Below are 14471 nucleotides of genomic sequence, written 5' to 3' on the forward strand. Positions count from 1 at the left end.
CATCGTAGGAAGATGACTACCTCCTACAGCGTCCGGAATGAGGCGCGCCCGTTCCGGGGTGGACAGGGCGACATCGGTGTCGTCATGTGCCACGGATTCACCGGGACCGTCGGAAGCCTGCGACCCTGGGCCGAAGGGCTGGCTGAGCCCGACGGCGACTGGCCCGGGGTCCGGGTCCTGGCCCCGCGGCTCCCTGGCCACGGGACACATTGGCGCGACCTGGCACGCACCAGGTGGTGGGACTGGTACAACGCCGTCGAGGACGCGTACGTCGACCTGGCCGCCACCTGCAGCACGGTGTTCGTCGCCGGCCTCTCGATGGGCGGCGCGCTGGCGCTGCAGCTGGCCGCAGCCCACCCTGTGGGTGGCACCCTGCTGGTGAACCCCTCCCTCGGCACCAGGGACCGCCGCGTCGCCCCAGCGGTGAAGATCCACCGGCTGCTGCCGCCTCAGCGCGGCATCGCCTCCGACATCGCGCTGGCCCGGGTGGAGGAGCCGGCCTACTCGCGCTTCTCCGTGACCAGCCTCGCCACGATGGCCGAGCTGTGGGCAGACACCCGGGCGAAGCTGCACCGGATCCCCGGCCCGGTGCTCCTGATGGCCTCGACGGTGGACCACGTCGTGGACGGCCTCAGCCGCGAGGTGATCCGCCGGGACATGGCGGAGGTCGTGGATGTCGAACTGACGCGCAGCTACCACGTCGCCACCCTCGACCACGACGCCGGCCGGATCGTCGCCGAATCCCGCCGCTTCATCACGGGGCGCGCAGCCGCCTAGAACTCCAGGACGGTACGGCCGGGCAGGGCCGTGCCCTCGAGCTTGGCCAGCACGTCGTTGACGTCGTCGAGGCGCGCCGGGTGCACCGTCGCCTCGATCTTCGCCTGCGCCGCGAGCGCGAGGGCCCGGTCCAGGTCGTACCGGGTGCCCACGATGGAGCCGCGCAGCGTGATGGCGCGCATCACCATGTCGTAGATGTTGATCGGGAAATCGCCCGGAGGCAGTCCGTTGAGCACCACGGTGCCGCCCGGCCGCATCATCGCCACGGACTGGCCGAATGCCGCCGGCGAGACGGCCGTGACCAGCGCCGCGTGCGCGCCTCCGATGATCCGGCGGACGTAGCTCACCGGGTCCGCCTCCCGCACGTTGATGGTGAGGTTCGCGCCCAGGCGGGCCGCCAGCGTCAGCTTCGCGTCGTCGATGTCGGTGGCCACCACCTGCAGGCCCATGGCACGGGCGTATTGCACGGCCAGGTGGCCCAGCCCGCCCACGCCCGAGACCACGACCCAGTCCCCGGGGTCCGATTCGGTCATCATGAGGCCCTTGTACACGGTGAGCCCCGCGCACATGAGCGGCGCCGCCTGCTCATACGGCAGGCCGGCCGGCAACTTCACCGCGAAATCAGCCTTGGCCACCACGAAATCCGCGAACCCACCGTCCACGTCGTAGCCGGTGCGTCGCTGCTTGGCGCACAGCGTCTCCCACCCCGACATGCACTGCTCGCACCGGCCGCACGCCTCGTGCAGCCACGGCACTCCGACGCGGTCGCCCACCTGGTGCAGTTCGACGCCGGGGCCGACCGCCGCCACCTCGCCCACGGCCTCGTGGCCGGGGATGCGGGGCAACGCGGGCTTGTCGGGCCAGTCGCCGTGGATGGCGTGCAGGTCGGTGTGGCACACGCCACAGGCCCTGACGCGGACGAGGACCTCTCCCCACCGCGGTTCGGGGACGGGCACCTCGCGCAGTTCGAGGGGGGTGCGGAACCTCGTGACGACGGCGGCCCGCATGGTGTCGGTCATGGCTGCTTCCCTGCCTGGATGGCGGTGATGGCGACGGTGTTGACGATGTCGGAGACCAGCGCGCCCCGCGAGAGGTCGTTGACCGGCTTGTTGAGGCCCTGAAGGACGGGCCCGATCGCCAGCGCACCGGCGCTGCGCTGGACTGCCTTGTAGGTGTTGTTGCCCGTCTGCAGGTCCGGGAAGACCAGCACGGTCGCCCGTCCGGCGACCGGGGACTCCGGTGCCTTGGTGCGGGCCACGGCCGGTTCGACGGCCGCGTCGTACTGCAGCGGCCCGTCGACGGGGAGCCCGGGCGCGCGCTCGCGCACGAGCCGGGTCGCCTCGACGGTCTGTTCCACGTCCGGCCCCGTTCCGGAGGCGCCGGTCGAATAGGACAGCATCGCGACGCGGGGCTCGATCCCGAACTGCCGGGCGGTCTCGGCGGAGCTGAGCGCGATCTCGGCCACCTGGTCCGGCGTGGGGTTCGGGTTGACCGCGCAGTCGCCGAACACGAGCACCCGGTCCGCCAGGCACATGAGGAACACCGACGACACCACGGTGATCCCCGGCCTGGTCCTGATGATCTGCAGCGCTGGGCGGATGGTGTGCGCCGTGGTGTGCACCGCCCCTGAGACCATCCCGTCGGCGAGGGACTCGTGAACCATCATGGTGCCGAAGTAGCTGACGTCCTTCATGGTCTCGCGTGCCTGCTCCAGGGTGACGCCCTTCTGGGCGCGAAGCCGGGCATAGCTCTGCGCAAACTCCTCGCGCAACGGGCTCGTGGCGGGGTCGATGAGCTGGGCGGCACCGATGGCGAGGTCGAGTTCCTGCGCCTTCGCCCTGACGACCCCGGGGTCGCCGAGCAGGGTGAGCCGGCAGATCCCCTGATCGAGGAGGCGGTGCGCGGCACGGAGGATGCGCTCCTCCTCTCCCTCGGGCAGCACGATGTGGCGGTCGGCGGCGCGGGCCGCCTCCAACAGCCGGTGCTCGAACATCAGCGGCGTCACCACGTCCTCGCGTCCCACCACCCGGGCGCCGCGCAGAAGTTGTCCAGCGTCGGCGTCGCGGGCGAAGACGTCGCGGGCCTCCCGCAGTTGGCGGGCGTTGAGCTGGGCGGGTACCCGCTCGTAGTCACCCAACGCGAGATAGACCTGCTCGATGGTGCTGCTGGTGCGCAACAAGGGCGCGCCCGGCGTCAGCCGCTGCCAGAAGGCGCCGACTGCGGGGTCGAGCGGCCACGGTCCGGCGGCGATGGCCGCCGCAGCGGCGGGGAACCGCCCGGTCGCGGCCGCCAACGGCAGTCCGACGCCGATCTCCGTCCGGTCGGCGGAGAAGATCACCAGCGACTCGGGACGCACCTGGGGCAGGAGGTTGGACAGGCTCATGTCGGCGATCAGCAGCGCGCGCCGGGTGGCCACCGCGGCGAGGTCCCCCTCCCCCGCGACCGGCTCTGCACCGATCGCCACCAGCGCACCCTCGAGGCCGCTCACGGCCCCAGTCACCTCGGGCACGACGAACGCGGGCACCGGCAGTTCGCCGAGGTCCGCGGCACTCAGTTGCTGGCCCTCGCCCCTCGGCGCGAGCACACCGACCACCTGCGCGAAATTGCGGGTCGCCTCGTCCAGGGCGACGTCGATGCGTTCGCGGGTGAGTTCCGCTCCCCCGCCGGACGGCACGACGAGCACCATGGGCACGTCGATGTTGGCCGAGACGCGGGTGTTCCAGGCGAATTCGATGGGGGCCAGCGAACAGTCGTATTCGCTGCCCAGCACCAGCACGGCGTCGTGCCGTTGTGCGCAATCGGCGTAGCGCGCGATGATCTGCGCCATCGCCGCCGTCGAGTTGTGCAGCACCTCGTCGGCAGTGGCGCCCCACCGGGGCTCCGGCCCGTCGTCAGCCGCGAGTTCCAGCAGCGCGCCGAGCACCCGGTCGGTGGGTTCCGCCACGATCGGCCGGAACACGCCGACGGATGCATGCCGCGAGCCCAGGTCGTCGAGCAGGCCCACAGCGAACTGCAGGAGGTGGGGGCAGTGCTCGGTCGGACAAAGGTAGATCGATGCGCCGCGCACGTCGGTGCCGGGGCTCACGGCGTTACTTCTTGAGGGCCTTGTTGATGGCGCTGTCCAACCCGTCGGGCTCATAGCCGAGGGCGGCCACGACGGCCTTGCGCACCTCCGCACCCACCCCGGTGGAGCCTGAGGACTGTGGCGGGGGCTGCGCCGCCGGCGAAGGGGCGGACGGCGCCGCCGCCGCAGGGGCGGGCACGAGCCGCAGCCCGTGGTCGAGGGCGTACTCCTTGGCGAGCGCGGTCACGATGTCGCCGGGCGCGAGCCGGACCTCCGTGGTGCCGGAGGCGAGCAGTTGGTCGATGGATTCCTTGGTGAGTACGCGGCGAGCCATGGCGTGTTCCTTACTGTCCCGTGACGGCTTCGATGGCGGTGATGGCGGCCGCGCGGGCCGCTTCGATGTCGGCCTCCGTGCCGGAGATCCACATCCGGCCGTAGATGCCCACGGAGCTCATGTGGTTGAGGAAGATCGGTGAGGCCTTCTCGGCCTCGTTGGCGGCCAGCGTGATGTAGGCGGCGGGTTCGACCTCCAGCACCAGCATGGTGTGGCCGCCCTCGATCATCGTGCCCATGTTCATCCGGTTCAGGACCTGGGCCTGGAGGGGATGCACGTTGGTGATGATCTGTTCGGAGGCGATCTTGGGGGCGATGCGTGCCTCCAAGGGCCGGCCCAACGACTCCAGGACCACCTCGCCGGCGCGGAGCACCTCGGACTGGTTGTCGGAGTGCACCTCGAACATCCCGAACTGGCGCTCGACCACCTGGGCGCCCGGCTTCACGTCAACGGCCTTCAGCACGGTGTCGACCACCCTGAAGACCCAGTTGCCCGGCGCCATCTCGACGTAGAGACTGCTCATGCCCTCCACCGGCGGGGAACCGGCCGCGATCTTCCCCGTGAACGCGGCGAACTGGGGCTGGATGCGGTCGAGATGGCAGTAGGCCCGCAGTTGGAAATCGGAATGATCGGCCATGTCAATGGCCTCCCTTCTGGGCGATGGGCTCGGCGAAGCTCGCGACCCCGAGCGGGGTGACGAGCATGGGTTCGGGGGCCACGACGGTGCGGATACCGGTGATGTCGGCCATGATGTCGGCGATGCCGAGGAAGGCTGCGGTGCCTCCCACCAGGTGGATGACGTCGACGTCGTGGCCCGCCACTGCTGCGCGGACGATGGTGGAGATCTTCTCGAGGGTGGGATGGACCAGGGGCAACAACGCCTCCTGCTCGCGCTTCCTGACCTTGCGTTTCTCCGCTTCGGCCAAGGGGATCTTCAACGCGCCGGCGATGACCAGCGACAGGTGGGTGCCACCGGTCGGCTCATCGATGTTGGCGATGACCTCGCCGCCGCGCAGGATGGCGACCCCCGTGGTGCCGCCCCCGATGTCGACGACCGCGCCGTCGGTGATCCCGAGGACCGCGTTGGCGGCGGTGGTCTCGTCGACGACGGCGGTGCACTCGATCCCTGCGCCCTCCAGGACGTAGCGGTGCGCGCGGTGGTCAGCTGCGCCGACCGCCGGCGGGATGGTCACGGCACCCTGGGTGAGCGTGCGCCCGGTGGCGGCCTCGACCTCGTTGCGGAGTTCACGGATCACGGCCTGGGCGCCGGCGAAGTCCCACACCACACCGTCGCGCACCACGTCGGCGAACCTCGTGGCGGCGGCGAGCGGGGCGCCGTCGCGGTCGGTGACCATGACGACGCTGAACGCGGTGCCGAGATCGACCCCCACCCTGATCGGGGTGTGGGGCGCGATCCGCGGGGGGTGCCGCAGCGCCGCCTTGGCCGCCTTCATGGTGCGTCTGACCGGCGTCGGGGAACCCGGCGTGGGGTCCGACGCAGCCGCGGACACGTGCATGTTCAGAGCCCTTCCTCCCAGTTGGCCGGGAAGGTGACGTAGATGAACTTGGCCCACGACGGCGTGCCGAACGTGATCGACGACCCCTTGGGCACGTAGAGGATGTCGCCGGGGCGGCCGATCTGGCCGCCTCCGTCGCCACCCAGGTGGAGCTCACCTTCGAGGACGATCTGAATCTCGTCGTAGGTGAGGGTCCAGGGGAACGACCCCTTGGTGAGGGTGAGATAGCCAGCCGCCATGGGCGCGCCGTCGTCGGCCGTGACCACGTCGCCTGCGGTGACGGCCATGGACGGGGGCGGACCCGGGTACGGGAACGGTTCGAGCCGCGCGTCGGCCTGGCGGGCCAGTTTGACGCGTGGCCGGGCGGTGGAGGCGGCGAGCGCGCCCCCACCCGACCCCAGCATGGAGGTGACAATCGTGCGGATCTGCGTCATGAGAGCGTCATCGGCCCGCGGCGCTTCCTCCGCGGCACCTCCCCGCACAATGCTGACGCCCCGGTCCTTCGCCACGTCCCGCGCGAGCGGGGTGACGATGGCATCGGCGGGCACCACGAGGCGGTCACCCGAGGCCGCTTGGACCTCGGCTGCCGTGATGACGCTCCTACCCATGACGGCTCACTCCTTCCGGTTCACGATCGTCTTCGGTGGTCAGTCGCGGTGCGGGAGGATGAGTTCCACGTCGCCGTGCGGGCGCGGGATCACGTGGACCGAGACGAGTTCGCCGACGCGACCCGCAGCCGCTGCACCGGCGTCGGTGGCGGCCTTGACCGCGCCGACGTCGCCGCGCACGAACACTGTGACCAGGCCGGCACCGATCTGTTCCTTGCCGATGAGCCGGACGTTGGCGGCCTTGACCATCGCGTCAGCGGCCTCGATGGCGCCGACGAGGCCCTTGGTCTCGACCATGCCGAGAGCGATCATCTGGACATCTGCCATGGGAGTTCTCCTTTGAGTGGGTGTTTCCGGGGTGTGGGGTGTGGTTTCGGATTGTTGTTCCGGTTGTGGTGACGGCGTCGACGGTGGTGGGGCCTCTTCAGTGGCCTGCACCTCGGTCTCTGCCGTGGCTTCGGGCTTCTTCCCGTTGCCGGGTCTGCGCCTCGGCGGCACATTGGTTGGTTGATCGGTCATTGGCTACCTCCTCGCGGACCTCATTTCTGCATTTCTGTGAGTATCTGGCGCACCAGCTTCTCGATCAGCGCCGCGTCCGCGTCCTGACCGGACGCCTCTGCGGCCTGCGCAGTGTCGTCGCTGTCGCCGACGGCCGGCGTCATGCCGTCGAGCCGTCCTCCGTGCGCGCGGGCCACATCGGGCGCCGGGCGCAGGTGGTAGGCGAGCCGCTTGACGTTGAGCACGTGCTCGACGGTGATGTTGTCGCTGACGACCGCCCCGCCGATGCCACCGGGCGCGAGCGTCATGGACGGCCGCACCCCCGTGGTCGCACCGACGCCACCCAGGCTGCCCCAGGTGTTGACGAGGACGCGGAAGGCTGGCTTCTCGATACCGAACTGGAGGATGGACTCCTCGTCGCGCGAGTGGATGACCATCGAGTGGCCGTCGCCGCCGAACCTGAGCACCTGGATGGCCCGGTCGCAGCCGGCTTTCCAGCCGTCCTCCACCATCCAGCCGAGCACGGTGGTGAGCTTCTCGCGCGACAGCGGGTACTTCGGCCCCACCCCGTCGAGAGGCGCCACGAGGATGCGGGTGCTCGCGGGGACCTGGATCCCGGCCATCCGGCCGAGCTCCTGGGGCGTGCGCCCCACGTACTCCGCGAACATCATCCCGTTGGGACGGAACATCGCTCCTGCGAGCTTGTCCGACTCCTCCGCCGAGAGCCACTGGGCGCCCCGCTGCTGCATCTCGGTCTTGAGTCGCTCTGCGATCGGCCGGTCGGCGATGACCACCTGTTCGGTGGCGCAGATCGTGGAGCAGTCGAACGACTTCGACTCCACGATCATCTGGGCGGCCTTCACGATGTGCGCCGTGCGGTCGACGTAGGCCGGCACGTTGCCGGGCCCGACTCCCAGCGCGGGCTTTCCGCAACTGTGCGCCGCCTTGACCATGCCCGGGCCTCCGGTGGCCAGGATCATGGAGGTGGCGTAGTGGTTCATCAGCTCGTTGGTGCCGTCGAGGCTGAGTTCGGTCATGCAACTGACCAGGCCCTTGGGCATCCCCGCAGCCTCGCCCGCCTCGGCCATGACGCGCACCGCCTCGGCGGTGCAGTTCCTGGCCGACGGGTGCGGCGCCACGACCACCGCGTTGCGGGCCTTGACGCCGATCAGCACCTTGAAGATGGCGGTGGAGGTGGGGTTGGTCGAGGGGGTCAGTGCGCACAGCACGCCCACCGGCCAGCCGATCTCCACGATGCCCCGGCTCTCGTCGCGACGGAGCACGCCACAGGTGGGGATGTCCTTGATGGAATCCCACACCCCCTGCGCGGCGAACTCGTTCTTGACCTGTTTGTGCGCCGGGAATCCGAAGCCGGTCTCGTCGTGGGCCATCTGGCCCAGCCGGCCGGCTTCCCGCATCGCTGCCGCGACCATGGCCGCACAGATCTTGTCCACTTGCGCCTGGGAGGCGAACTGGAAGGACCGCATCGCCTCCCTCGCCGCCACGGCCAGGTCCCTGGCCTGCTGGATGGACCTCAGATCCGAGTCCATGTTGTGAGGGCTCATGACTCAGTGCTCCTAGAGGCGCTTCGGGTTGGCCGCGACTTCGAGCACGCCGTCCTGGAAGGCGGCACAGGCCGCCCGGCAGGCACTCTGTGAGCCGGTGAGCAGACCTCCGGCGAAGTTGGTCTCGCTCGGCGGTGCGAAGTACTCCTGCACCGAGACGTCCGCTGCTTTGACCGCGAGATCCAGCGCGTAGGTGGCTTCCAGCGGCGGTGCGATCAGGTACGCCAGGGGCTCGCCCTGGCGGATGCCCGCGCCCTCCGAGAGGTAGCTGCCGGTGCTGGAGATCAGGTGCGCGAAGAAGTTGAGCTCACCAGCCTCGTCCGCGGTGTAGAACCACGCCTCCTCCTCGGCGTAGGAGATGGCGGCGTCCACACCGGCGCGCACTTCGGCCGGGGTAGGTCCGGCCAGCATGCCGATGATCTCACCGGACAGCGGGCCCGAGGGGTAGCCCGAGCCTGCATAGAAGCTCTTGGCGTAGACGACGTCGACCTCCGCGTACTTCGTGGCGTCGTCGAGCGCCACGTAGAGCGAGTCGTCGATATCGCACGTGATGAGGCCGAGCGAGCGTTGGTTGTCCGCCAGCCCCAACTTCTCCGCGAAGCCACGATCGACGTTCGCGATGATGCGCACGGCCAGGATGGTCGGCTTGACCGGTTCCAGGATTGCCATGTCAGTTACCTTCCGTCAGTCTTTCGCGACCTCGCGGAGCTTGACTCCGCTGGCGCTGTACTTGAGCATCCGCTTGATGAATTCGACGATGTAGGCGCCGGCCTCGAGCGGGTTGGTGCCACCGTGGGTGGTGATCATGCAGATCAGGTCACGGTCGGCGTCAGATTTGCCGGGCTGCGGGTCGAAGCCCATGTAGGCGCTCATGGCGTCGGCGATGCCGAGGCCCGGGCGTTCGCCGATGAGGAGGACGACGACCTTGGCCTTGACGATCGTGTTGATGTCGTTCATGAGACCCACCCGGCCGTTCTCGATGAAGAACGGGGTGCCGACGGAGACCCCACCGGATTTGAGCCCCTGCTCGATCACCGGGTAGATGTCGCGCAGGTTGTTGTCGATGGCGGCGGCCGAGAGGCCGTCGACAACACACAGCTGCACGTCGGGCCCCTTGACGCACTTCTCTTCGATGAGCTTCTTGGCGTCGTCGTTGAGCAGGCGTCCGAGGTCCGGCCGGAGCAGGTACTCGGCCCGGTCCTCCACCCTGGTGGTCACGGTGAACAGGTTGAACTGGTCCCTGATCTCCTGGGACACGACGCCGTAGATGGCGTCCTGGGTCACTCCGTGATCGGCCTGGAACAGCAACGCGGTGGCTGTCTTCGGGCGCGGCCCGGCCCTACCGACACCCAACCTTGCACTGGTGGTGGCCATCAGGTTGCGCAACCCGTCCGCGTCGGCGGGATTGTCCACCAGCATCGCGTGGCGCGCTTCATCCAGCGTGGGGTCTGCCAGGTCGATGACCAGGTCACCACCGTCACGCTTGATGACGGACTCCGCCCGCTGTTTCACGTTGTCCTTGGGCTCGAAGCCCTCGGCCTTCAGTTCCGCCAGTACCCTGGCGACGATCTCCTCAATTTTCTGGTTCATCAGTTCACCTCTTCAGGAAGAAGGACGCGTCGCCGGCGATTTCGGTGAGCTGGCCGTCCTTCCACAGGCCCACCTCTTCCATCCAGGCCTCGAACTCGGGCAACGGGCGCACTCCGAGTGCCTGGCGGAGAGCCGCGGCCTCGTGGAAGCTCGTCGTCTGGTAGCTGAGCATCGCGTCGTCGCCCATGGGAACACCCATGATGAAGTTGGCGCCGGCCGAGGCCAGGAGTACAGCCAGGTTGTCGTTGCTGTTCTGATCAGACTTGGCGTGGTTGGTGTAACACACGTCACAGCCCATCGAGATGCCGCTCAGCTTGCCCATGAAGTGGTCTTCCAGGCCGGCGCGGATGATCTGCACTGAGTCGTAGAGGTACTCGGGGCCGATGAATCCGACGACGGTGTTGACCTGGTAGGGCCTCCACCGACGCGCGATGGCGTAGTTGCGGGCCTCCAGCACGAGCTGGTCCGCACCGTGGTGAGCGTCGGCAGAGAGCGCTGAACCCTGCCCGGTCTCGAAATACATGTAGTTCGGGCCGGCAGTGACGCAGTACTTCTGCGCCAGTGCATAGGCCTCGTCGAGGAGGTCCACGGAGATACCGAAGCTCTCCATCGCCTTCTGCGAGCCTGCGATCGACTGGAAGACCAGACCGACCGGCGCGCCGCGCTTCATGGCATCCATCTGCGTCGAGACGTGCGCGAGCACGCAGTTCTGCGTGGGCACTTCCCAGCGGGTGATGACTTCGTGGGTCATCTCCAACAGTCGGCTCACCGAGCCGACGGAGTCGTCGGCCGGGTTGATGCCGATGACCGAGTCGCCCGAGCCGAACGACAGGCCCTCGTAGATGGAGGCGCGGATGCCGTCGACCGAATCCGTCGGGTGGTTGGGCTGGAGCCGTGAGGCGAACGTGCCTGGCAGCCCCATGGTGTTGGCGCAGTGCGTCACCACCCGGATCTTCTTGGCCGCGACGATGAGGTCGAGGTTGCCCATCAGCTTGGTGACGGCCGCCACCATCTCGCCGGTGAGCGAGTGGCTGATGCGCGCGATGTCGTCGCCGGTGGTCTTGTTGGACAGGATCCACTCGCGGAAGTCGCCGACGCTCCACCCCTTGATCTCGTTGTAGATCGTCTCGTTGATGCCGTCGTCGATGGCTCGGGTGACTTCGTCCTCGTCGTACGGCACGACGGGGTTCTCACGTAGCGCGCTCAGTGGCACCTCTGCCAGCACGTGTCGTGCCGCGACACGCTCGGCAGCAGATTCGGCAGCAATACCGGCCTGCTGATCGCCCGACTTCTCCTCGTTGGCCTTGGCCAACAGATCCTTGATGTCGGCGAACTCGTAGGTGTGGCCGAACAACTTTGTCCGCAACAGCATCGAAGTCACCTCCTGGCTTTCTTTTCCACGGTCAGCTCCCTGTCTTTCCGGCTGATGTCTGATGGTTGTGTTTTTCTGTTTCTGCCGCTTGATAAAAGATGAGTGTCTTCACTGACACCGGGACGACTCTTCCGTCGAAGAGCGGCTCCCCGATATCGATGAAATCGCCTTCCCCGAGGTGAATCTGGTCGACGACGATGAGCGGCACTTCGGGCAGGTCCTGCTTGATTGTCTGGCCCAGCACCTGGGCATAGTCGGCCTCGGTGACCAGCACCAGCGGACGGCCCGGGGGAAGGTGTCGCACGGCGAAACTGCAGATGCCCATGGCCAGCGCTGTGACCTGCGGATACGTGAGTCGCTGCGGCAGGTCGAGGGAGACGGCGAAGTCTCCCTCTGCGCCATCGCCCCGGTCCCAGCGCTCCACGGCTACCCCGAGCGCCTCGGCGATGGCGGGGCCGTCGTCGAGTCCGGGCACCGAGTCCTGCAACCTCGGCTCGATGACCGGCGCGTTGCGCAACGGCAGGTGCGAGTCCTCCGCCCAGATGGTGGACCCGGACAGCGTGACCTGCTGGCTGGCCGCCCCCAGGACGGTGGCCCGCAGCGTCTGTTCGGGCTGCTCGACCCGCAACGCGGACCAGCGTGCGTTCCTCCGCAACGAGTCCGCGAGCAGCGGCCCGACGTCCCCCCAACGGATGACTTCGGACAGCGTGCGCGCGGGTGCCTTGTCGTAGTAGAGGGCGCCGACCCCGCCGGAGACGAAGTAGGCGCCGACGGTGCCGTCGACGGCGAGGGGCGGGCTCAGGGCCGCCTGGGCGGCCAACGGCGAGGTCTCCCCCAGGCAGAGTTCGACGATGATCTCCGCCATGGCATCGGTGAGCCTGCGCAGTTCTTCGAGCCGCGGCACCGACCCTTCGCGGAGGTCGAGCCCGAGTTCCCGAGTCAGCATCCGGCCGATCGGGGCCAGGTGGGTGAGCACACCCGAGGACGCGTCGAGCACCGCCTGGCGCCCGCCCACCATGGACGCGGCCGAAGCCACGTGCCCACCTGAGCGGAACAGGGCGGCGTTCGAGGAGCCGCCACCGATGTCGACGTTGATCACGGTGGCATAGTTGGCCGCCGACCACTGCGCGGCGCCGGAGCCCCGGCCCGCGATCTGCGACTCGAGGTTAGGGCCGGCCACGGTGACCACGAACTCGCCGGCCAGGTCGCCCAGCCCACGCAGGATCTCCTCCGCGTTGCGGGCGCGGGCCGTCTCGCCGGTGATGATGACGGCGCCGGTCTCGACCTGGCTCGGTTCGACCCCGGCGCGCCGGTACTCGGCACGGATGAGTTCGACGAGCCGCTCGACGTCGACCTCGTCGGCGGTGTGTAACGGGGTCAGGTGCGGTTCGCTCTGGTAGAGCACCCGGCGGGCGTCGATGTCCAGCCGGGGCACCAGTCCCGCGCGGGCCCGGTTACTCACCGTCAGCTCGGAGAGGACCAGTTGGCTCGTCGTGGTCCCGACGTCGATCCCGACGGAGAGCATGTCCCGGCTGTCCATCACACCTCCTTCCTCGTGCGTAGTCGTGATCTCTGTCAGCTCTTGCGGAACGTGGTGTCGCCGCCGACCTCGAGCGAGTCGAGGATGGCGAGGATCACGGCGTCCACCGGGGCCTCAGCGGTCAGCGGGGTATGGCGCGCCGCGCTCCCCTCGCTGATCAGGACGAGTTCGCCCTGGCCGGCACCGACCACGTCGACCGCGACGAACACCTCGTCGCCGATCAGCTCATCAGCGGTGGAGGCCGACTGCACCACGAGCAGTTTGGTGCCGCGCAACGTCTCCGCCTTGATGGTGGACACGGCCGATCCGATGACCCTGGCGATCCGCATGTCAGGCCTCCGCCGGGTCCCTCGGGTCGTCGCGCAGCGGTGGGCGGGCATCCGGCTCGTGCTCCGGCTCGAGGTCGATGACCGGTTCGTGCACGTGCTTGCCGGTGGGCTCGTGGGGAGCCGCTGCGGGAAGCGACCTGCGGAACAGGAAGTACGCGAGCGCGACGGCGAGGATGCCTGCCGTGAGCTTGCCGGCCATCATCGGCGCGATCATGCTGCGCTCGACGCCGGCCGTGAAGCCGAGGTGATCGCCCAGGACGAAGGCTGCCGAGACGGCGAACGCGCTGTTGAGCACCTTGCCGCGGGGGTCCATGTCCTTCATGAGCTGGAACATCGGGATGTTGTTGGCGAGGGTGGCCACCATGCCGCCGGCAGCAGCCTCGTTCATGCCGAGGAGGCCACCGACCTTGGACAGCGGCTTCGCCGCGTACTTGACGATGAGCGCGACGGCCGGGAACGCGCCGAGGAGCATCATGCCGATCTGGGCGACTGTCGCCAGGCCGTCGGTGGGCGGTGCGAGTTCCCATCCCGCCGGCATGATCTGCACGCCGGTCATGTACTCGAAGACACCGATGATGAGGCCGATGGTGATGACGAACACCAGGCCCTTGCCGAAGGCCTCGAAACCCCGGGTCATGCCGTCGGGGATCAGCCACAGGCCGACAGCGATGAGGATGGCCGCAACCAGCACGGGGATGAGGTTCACCAGCACGAACCCGACGGGAAAACCTGCGGCCACGCCACCGACGAAGACGCCGATGGGGATGGTCACGATGCCGGCGAGGATGCCTTTGGCGAGGTAACCGCGGTCCTCCTTGCTGATGATGCTCAGCGCGACCGGGATCGTGAAGACGATGGTCGGGCCCATCATGGAGCCCAGGATCAGGCCGGACAACTGTGCGGCCATGAGGTTGTCGGTCATCTGTTCAGCCAGCGGCCAGCCGCCCATGTCGTTGGCGAGCAACGTGCCCGCGAACATGGCGGGATCAGCCCCGACCACGCCGTACAACGGGCTGATAATGGGGCTGAGCAGCTTTTCCAGAACAGGGGCGAGCGAGGTCACGCCGACCATTGCCAGGGCCAGGGGGCCGAGGGCGTTGAAACCTTCCTCAAAGTGCTCGCCGAGGCCGAACTTGTTGCCGATTGCTCGGTCGAGACCGCCGAGCACCATGCAGATCATCAGGATCCACACAATGATTTCGTTGATGTCCATTGTTCCCCTCACCATTGAGGCCGCCCCTCGACGTTGAGGGTGCGGTTCCTTTGGACTCTAGCGA

General features: G+C 68.4%; 15 protein-coding genes. 1 reads left to right on the forward strand and 14 read right to left on the reverse strand.

Annotated elements, in window-relative coordinates:
• Positions 1-12: 12 nt before the first annotated feature.
• The gene (locus tag ACZK4S_RS00405; protein ID WP_463643037.1) at positions 13-777 is read left to right on the forward strand and encodes an alpha/beta hydrolase; all 765 of its coding nucleotides are present in this window, start codon (positions 13-15) and stop codon (positions 775-777) included.
• On the opposite strand, the gene ACZK4S_RS00410 is transcribed toward ACZK4S_RS00405, so the two are convergent.
• From ACZK4S_RS00410 to ACZK4S_RS00475, 14 genes are all read right to left on the reverse strand, one after another.
• Positions 774-1796 (reverse strand): zinc-dependent alcohol dehydrogenase, encoded by a 1023-nt coding sequence (locus ACZK4S_RS00410; RefSeq protein WP_182765465.1) that lies wholly within the window; start codon positions 1794-1796, stop codon positions 774-776. The genes ACZK4S_RS00405 and ACZK4S_RS00410 overlap by 4 nt on opposite strands.
• Positions 1793-3862, reverse strand: a complete 2070-nt coding sequence (pta, locus tag ACZK4S_RS00415; protein WP_463643038.1) for a phosphate acetyltransferase — start codon at positions 3860-3862, stop codon at positions 1793-1795. Before pta ends, ACZK4S_RS00410 begins: the two co-directional genes overlap by 4 nt.
• Positions 3863-3866: 4 nt before the next feature.
• On the reverse strand, positions 3867-4175 hold the full coding sequence (locus tag ACZK4S_RS00420; protein ID WP_463643039.1) for a hypothetical protein: 309 nt from the start codon (positions 4173-4175) through the stop codon (positions 3867-3869).
• A gap of 10 nt (positions 4176-4185) precedes the next feature.
• Positions 4186-4812 (reverse strand): hypothetical protein, encoded by a 627-nt coding sequence (locus ACZK4S_RS00425; RefSeq protein ID WP_463643040.1) that lies wholly within the window; start codon positions 4810-4812, stop codon positions 4186-4188.
• 1 nt (position 4813) lies between these two features.
• A complete protein-coding gene (eutJ, locus tag ACZK4S_RS00430) occupies positions 4814-5692 on the reverse strand; it encodes an ethanolamine utilization protein EutJ (RefSeq protein WP_083665291.1) in 879 nt (292 codons plus the stop codon).
• Positions 5693-5694: 2 nt separating this feature from the next.
• Positions 5695-6300, reverse strand: coding sequence for a cupin domain-containing protein (locus tag ACZK4S_RS00435; protein ID WP_076058229.1), 606 nt, complete (start codon positions 6298-6300; stop codon positions 5695-5697).
• 39 nt (positions 6301-6339) lie between these two features.
• Positions 6340-6627, reverse strand: a complete 288-nt coding sequence (eutM, locus tag ACZK4S_RS00440; protein WP_076058227.1) for an ethanolamine utilization microcompartment protein EutM — start codon at positions 6625-6627, stop codon at positions 6340-6342.
• Between the two features lie 212 nt (positions 6628-6839).
• Positions 6840-8363, reverse strand: coding sequence for an aldehyde dehydrogenase family protein (locus ACZK4S_RS00445; RefSeq protein ID WP_463643041.1), 1524 nt, complete (start codon positions 8361-8363; stop codon positions 6840-6842).
• A gap of 12 nt (positions 8364-8375) precedes the next feature.
• On the reverse strand, positions 8376-9032 hold the full coding sequence (gene eutL, locus ACZK4S_RS00450; protein ID WP_182765460.1) for an ethanolamine utilization microcompartment protein EutL: 657 nt from the start codon (positions 9030-9032) through the stop codon (positions 8376-8378).
• A 15-nt stretch (positions 9033-9047) separates the two neighbouring features.
• Positions 9048-9953, reverse strand: a complete 906-nt coding sequence (gene eutC, locus ACZK4S_RS00455) for an ethanolamine ammonia-lyase subunit EutC (RefSeq protein ID WP_463643042.1) — start codon at positions 9951-9953, stop codon at positions 9048-9050.
• A gap of 4 nt (positions 9954-9957) precedes the next feature.
• A complete protein-coding gene (locus ACZK4S_RS00460; protein ID WP_463643043.1) occupies positions 9958-11325 on the reverse strand; it encodes an ethanolamine ammonia-lyase subunit EutB in 1368 nt (455 codons plus the stop codon).
• A 31-nt stretch (positions 11326-11356) separates the two neighbouring features.
• A complete protein-coding gene (locus ACZK4S_RS00465; protein WP_463643044.1) occupies positions 11357-12865 on the reverse strand; it encodes an ethanolamine ammonia-lyase reactivating factor EutA in 1509 nt (502 codons plus the stop codon).
• A gap of 35 nt (positions 12866-12900) precedes the next feature.
• Entirely contained in the window at positions 12901-13194 is a 294-nt protein-coding gene (locus ACZK4S_RS00470) for a EutN/CcmL family microcompartment protein (protein ID WP_463643045.1), read from the reverse strand.
• 1 nt (position 13195) lies between these two features.
• On the reverse strand, positions 13196-14407 hold the full coding sequence (locus ACZK4S_RS00475) for an ethanolamine utilization protein EutH (protein WP_463643046.1): 1212 nt from the start codon (positions 14405-14407) through the stop codon (positions 13196-13198).
• Positions 14408-14471 lie beyond the last annotated feature (64 nt).

Source organism: Tessaracoccus zhenghani, from assembly GCF_055326325.1.

Coding starts and splice junctions, on each gene's coding strand:
- ACZK4S_RS00445 (WP_463643041.1), bottom strand. CDS start 8,363: ATGAGCCCTCACAACATGGACTCGGATCTGAGGTCCATCCAGCAGGCC.
- ACZK4S_RS00475 (WP_463643046.1), bottom strand. CDS start 14,407: ATGGACATCAACGAAATCATTGTGTGGATCCTGATGATCTGCATGGTG.
- ACZK4S_RS00410 (WP_182765465.1), bottom strand. CDS start 1,796: ATGACCGACACCATGCGGGCCGCCGTCGTCACGAGGTTCCGCACCCCC.
- ACZK4S_RS00425 (WP_463643040.1), bottom strand. CDS start 4,812: ATGGCCGATCATTCCGATTTCCAACTGCGGGCCTACTGCCATCTCGAC.
- ACZK4S_RS00465 (WP_463643044.1), bottom strand. CDS start 12,865: ATGGACAGCCGGGACATGCTCTCCGTCGGGATCGACGTCGGGACCACG.
- eutL (WP_182765460.1), bottom strand. CDS start 9,032: ATGGCAATCCTGGAACCGGTCAAGCCGACCATCCTGGCCGTGCGCATC.
- ACZK4S_RS00460 (WP_463643043.1), bottom strand. CDS start 11,325: ATGCTGTTGCGGACAAAGTTGTTCGGCCACACCTACGAGTTCGCCGAC.
- eutJ (WP_083665291.1), bottom strand. CDS start 5,692: ATGCACGTGTCCGCGGCTGCGTCGGACCCCACGCCGGGTTCCCCGACG.
- ACZK4S_RS00420 (WP_463643039.1), bottom strand. CDS start 4,175: ATGGCTCGCCGCGTACTCACCAAGGAATCCATCGACCAACTGCTCGCC.
- ACZK4S_RS00405 (WP_463643037.1), top strand. CDS start 13: ATGACTACCTCCTACAGCGTCCGGAATGAGGCGCGCCCGTTCCGGGGT.
- eutC (WP_463643042.1), bottom strand. CDS start 9,953: ATGAACCAGAAAATTGAGGAGATCGTCGCCAGGGTACTGGCGGAACTG.
- ACZK4S_RS00470 (WP_463643045.1), bottom strand. CDS start 13,194: ATGCGGATCGCCAGGGTCATCGGATCGGCCGTGTCCACCATCAAGGCG.
- eutM (WP_076058227.1), bottom strand. CDS start 6,627: ATGGCAGATGTCCAGATGATCGCTCTCGGCATGGTCGAGACCAAGGGC.
- ACZK4S_RS00435 (WP_076058229.1), bottom strand. CDS start 6,300: ATGGGTAGGAGCGTCATCACGGCAGCCGAGGTCCAAGCGGCCTCGGGT.